This window comes from Kineococcus indalonis (genome assembly GCF_009906395.1).
GTDB classification, from domain to species: domain Bacteria; phylum Actinomycetota; class Actinomycetes; order Actinomycetales; family Kineococcaceae; genus Kineococcus; species Kineococcus indalonis.
Map to the genome: position 1 here is coordinate 1 of NZ_JAAALM010000357.1, position 4,297 is coordinate 4,297.

Sequence of the window (4,297 nt, forward strand, 5' to 3'; positions counted from 1 at the left end):
GGGGGCGGCAAGTCCCGCGGGCGCCGCGGGCGGGGCTCGAAGGAGGCCCGCCCCGAGGCGGAGGTGCCCACGGCCCGCGCCCAGGAGCCGGCCGAGGAGCCGGCCAGGGAGGCCGCCAAGGACCCGGCCGTGCTCGCCGCCATCGCCGCGGTCGCGGCGGCCGGGCGCCGCGAGGCCGGTGCCGGGGGGACCGGGGAGGGGGGCGCGGAGGCGGCGCCCGAGGTCCCGCCCGCTCCCGGCGAGCCGGTCCCCGCGGAGGGGTAGGCGAGCCGTTTTGACCCCCGGGGGCGGCGTTCCGTACGCTTGACCCTTGGTGCGCCACCGTGCGCGAGCCCTGGTCCGCCGTGAGGCGGGCCGGTGGCGTCCCAGTTCGTGACGAGAGAAACGGGTTCGTTGTGGTCTACGCCATCGTCCGCGCCGGCGGCCGGCAGGAGAAGGTCTCGGTCGGCGACGTGCTGACCATCGACCGCGTCGCCGTGGCCAGCGGGGAGACCCTGCAGCTGCAGCCGCTGCTCCTCGTCGACGGTGCCGATGTCACCTCCGACGCGTCGAAGCTGTCGGGTGTCAGGGTCACCGCCGAGGTGGTCGAGGAGACCAAGGGTCCCAAGATCACCATCCTGAAGTACAAGAACAAGACCGGGTACCGCAAGCGCCAGGGTCACCGGGCCAAGTACACCCGCGTCAAGATCACCAGCATCGGGGAGTGACGTCAGCTCATGGCACACAAGAAGGGCGCGAGCTCCTCGCGCAACGGTCGTGACTCCGCCGCGCAGCGCCTCGGCGTGAAGCGCTTCGGCGGCCAGGTCGTCGGCGCGGGCGAGATCCTCGTCCGCCAGCGCGGCACCCACTTCCACCCCGGTGCGGGCGTGGGCCGGGGCGGCGACGACACGCTGTTCGCCCTGATCCCGGGCGCCGTCGAGTTCGGCACCCGCCGCGGCCGCAAGGTCGTCAACGTCGTCGCCGCGGGCGAGTGACGAACCAGCAGCACCAGTAGCGGAGGGGCGGGCCGGACCACCGGCCCGCCCCTTCCTGCTTCCCCACCCAGCACCACCTCCCGGAGGTACCCCATGGCCGCGTCGTTCGTCGACCGCGTCGTCCTGCACGTCGCAGGCGGTGACGGCGGCAACGGGTGCGCCTCCGTGCACCGCGAGAAGTTCAAGCCCCTCGGCGGACCCGACGGGGGCAACGGAGGTCGCGGCGGCGACGTCGTGCTCGAGGTCGACCCCCAGGTGACGACCCTGCTGGAGCACCACCGCCGCCCGCACCGCCACGCCACCTCCGGCGGCTTCGGGATGGGCTCGCACCGCAGCGGCGCCGAGGGCGAGGACCTCGTCATCGGCGTGCCCGACGGCACCATCGTGCGCAGCGCGAAGGGCGAGCTGCTGGCCGACATGGTCGGGCCCGGCACCCGCTTCACCGTCGCCGCCGGCGGGCGCGGCGGGCTGGGCAACGCCGCCCTGGCGTCCCCGCGGCGCAAGGCCCCCGGCTTCGCGCTGCTCGGCGAGCCCGGCGAGTCCGGCGACGTCGTCCTGGAGCTGAAGACCCTCGCCGACGTCGCCCTCGTCGGCTTCCCCAGCGCCGGCAAGTCCAGCCTGGTCGCCGCGCTCTCCGCCGCCCGCCCCAAGATCGCCGACTACCCGTTCACGACCCTGGTGCCCAACCTGGGCGTGGTCGAGGCCGGCGACGTGCGCTTCACCGTCGCCGACGTGCCCGGCCTCATCCCCGGCGCCAGCGAGGGCCGCGGCCTCGGCCTGGACTTCCTGCGCCACGTGGAGCGCTGCGTCGCGCTCGTGCACGTCCTGGACGGCGCGAACCTGGAGAGCGACCGCGACCCCGTCAGCGACCTGGAGGCCATCGAGAAGGAGCTGGCCGCCTACCGCGTCGACGACGGCACCGTGCCGCTGCAGGACCGCCCGCGGCTGATCGTCATCAACAAGGCCGACGTGCCCGACGCGCGGGAGATGGCCGACATCGTCCGCGCAGACCTGGAGTCGCGCGGGGCGCCGGTCCTCGTCGTCTCCGCCGCCACGCACGCGGGCCTGCGCGAGCTGAAGTTCGCCATGGCCGAGCTGGTCTCCGCCGCCCGCGCCGCCGCCCCCGAGGCGGTGCCCACACGGGTGGTCATCAGCCCGCCCGCCGTGGACGACTCCGGCTTCACCGTCACCCGCGAGGAGTACGGCGACGAGGCCACCGGCGGCGTGCGCTTCCGGGTGCGCGGCGAGAAGCCGCGCCGCTGGGTGCGCCAGACCGACTTCACCAACGACGAGGCCGTCGGCTACCTCGCCGACCGCCTCGCCCGCCTCGGCGTGGAGGACGAGCTGTTCAAGGCCGGCGCCACCCCGGGCGCCGAGGTCGTCATCGGCGCCGAGGACGACGCCGTCGTCTTCGACTGGGAGCCGACGATGGTCTCCGGCGCCGAGGTCCTCGGCCAGCGCGGCAGCGACCTGCGCCTGGAGGACCACAGCCGCCCCACCCGCGCCGCCAAGCGCGAGCAGGAGCGCGAGCGCCGCGCCGCCAAGGCCGCCGCCCGCGGCGAGCTGGAGGCCGAGCGCCGCGCCGGGCGCTGGACCGCCGACGACGACTCCACCGCGGCGTGGGCCGGCCAGGACGAGGCCGGGGACGAGGCCGGGGACGAGGCCGGGGACGAGGCCGGGGACGAGGGCGGCGACGACCTGGACGGGGCAGCCGGCCGGTGAGCGCCCAGGGCGCCGGCGGGCGCGAGGAGCTGCGGCGCGCCCGGCGCGTCGTCGTCAAGGTCGGCTCCTCCTCGCTGACCAGCGCCGCCGGCGGCCTGGACGCCGCCCGCCTGGACGCCCTGGTGGACGTGCTGGCGCGCCGGCGCACCGGCGGCGGGGAGGTCGTGCTCGTCTCCTCCGGCGCCATCGCCGCCGCCCTGGCCCCGCTGGGCATGCCCCGCCGCCCCAGGGACCTGGCCAGCCAGCAGGCCGCGGCCAGCGTCGGCCAGGGGCTGCTGCTGGCCGAGTACACCCGCGCCTTCGCCCGTGCCGGCCTGACCGTGGGCCAGGTGCTGCTGACGGCCGAGGACGTGGCCCGGCGCAGCCACTACGGCAACGCCCAGCGCACCCTGGAGCGGCTGCTGGCGCTGGGGGTGGTGCCGGTGGTCAACGAGAACGACACCGTGGCCACCCACGAGATCCGCTTCGGCGACAACGACCGCCTCGCCGCGCTCGTGGCGCACCTGGTGCGCGCCGACGCCCTCGTGCTGCTCAGCGACGTCGACGCCCTCTACGACGCCCCGCCCTCGCGGCCGGGCGCGCAGCGCCTGCGGCTGGTGCGCGGGCCCGAGGACCTCGCCGGGGTGACCGTCGGCTCCGCCGGCGCCGCAGGCGTGGGCACCGGCGGCATGGCCACGAAGGTGGAGGCGGCGAGCATCGCCGTGGCCGCCGGGGTGCCGGCCCTGGTGACCTCCGCGGCGCTGGCCGGGCAGGCCCTGGACGGGCAGGACGTGGGCACGTGGTTCGCCGTGCCACCGGCGCGCGCCGCGCGCCGCGGCACCCGCCAGCTGTGGCTGGCCCACGCCGCCAGCCCCGCCGGCCGGCTCGTCCTCGACGAGGGCGCGGTGCGCGCCGTGCGCGAGCGGCGTTCCTCGCTGCTGCCCGCCGGCGTGCTGGGCCTGAGCGGGCGCTTCCGGGCGGGTGACCCGGTGGACCTGGTCGACGGAAACGGCCGCGCGCTGGCGCGCGGGCTGGTGAACTACTCCTCGGAGGAGCTGCCGGACATGCTCGGCCGCTCGACGCGCGAGCTGGCCCGGCAGTGGGGCCCGGCGTACGAGCGGGAGGTCGTCCACCGCGACCACCTGGTGCTCCTGGGACGTCCGTGAGGTGCGCGCAGCGAGGAGGCGGAGGTGGCTGAACCGCCCCTGGCCCTGTGGTCGGTGACCGTGACCGTGGCCGGGCAGGCCGTGGACGTGGCCGAGCTGCGCCCCGCGCTGGACCGGCTCGTGGGCGAGCGGCCCTTCCTGTCGAGCATCCGCTACAGCGACACCCGCGTGGAGGTGCGCTACTGGGACGAGGCCCGCGACGTCGACGACGCCGCGGCGATGGCCGTGCGCCTGTGGCCCGAGCACCGCACCAGCGCCGGCCTGCCCGCCTGGGACGTCGTGGGGGTGGAGGTCGTCGACCGCGCCACCGTCGAGCACCGCGCCGCCCAGCGCCAGCGCGGGGTGCTGCGCCCGCAGCGCCGCGCGCGCGCCGCGCGCGCCGGCCTGGACCTGCTGGGCGACGTCGCCCCCTGGTGAGCGGGGGGCCCCTCCGCGGGACGCCCCGCGGGGGTGGCG

Annotated in this window: 5 protein-coding genes and 1 pseudogene; all 6 read left to right on the forward strand. The window is 76.9% G+C overall.

The genetic code is table 11. From position 1 onward, the window contains the following. A pseudogene (locus tag GTR00_RS15550) lies at positions 1-264 on the forward strand (hypothetical protein); the annotation flags it as partial. 131 nt (positions 265-395) lie between these two features. Further along, a complete protein-coding gene (gene rplU / locus GTR00_RS15555) occupies positions 396-707 on the forward strand; it encodes a 50S ribosomal protein L21 (RefSeq protein WP_166612505.1) in 312 nt (103 codons plus the stop codon). A gap of 9 nt (positions 708-716) precedes the next feature. Continuing rightward, positions 717-974, forward strand: a complete 258-nt coding sequence (gene rpmA, locus GTR00_RS15560; RefSeq protein ID WP_166612506.1) for a 50S ribosomal protein L27 — start codon at positions 717-719, stop codon at positions 972-974. A 93-nt stretch (positions 975-1,067) separates the two neighbouring features. After that, on the forward strand, positions 1,068-2,696 hold the full coding sequence (gene obgE / locus GTR00_RS15565; RefSeq protein WP_166612507.1) for a GTPase ObgE: 1,629 nt from the start codon (positions 1,068-1,070) through the stop codon (positions 2,694-2,696). Continuing rightward, entirely contained in the window at positions 2,693-3,841 is a 1,149-nt protein-coding gene (proB, locus tag GTR00_RS15570) for a glutamate 5-kinase (RefSeq protein ID WP_323132515.1), read from the forward strand. The genes obgE and proB overlap by 4 nt, the downstream gene beginning before the upstream one ends. Before the next feature lie 24 nt (positions 3,842-3,865). Beyond that, positions 3,866-4,258 carry a hypothetical protein gene (locus GTR00_RS15575; protein WP_166612508.1) on the forward strand — a complete coding sequence of 131 codons (393 nt, stop codon included), beginning with the start codon at positions 3,866-3,868 and terminating at the stop codon, positions 4,256-4,258. The last annotated feature ends 39 nt before the right edge of the window (positions 4,259-4,297 follow it).

Coding starts and splice junctions, on each gene's coding strand:
- rpmA (WP_166612506.1), top strand. CDS start 717: ATGGCACACAAGAAGGGCGCGAGCTCCTCGCGCAACGGTCGTGACTCC.
- obgE (WP_166612507.1), top strand. CDS start 1,068: ATGGCCGCGTCGTTCGTCGACCGCGTCGTCCTGCACGTCGCAGGCGGT.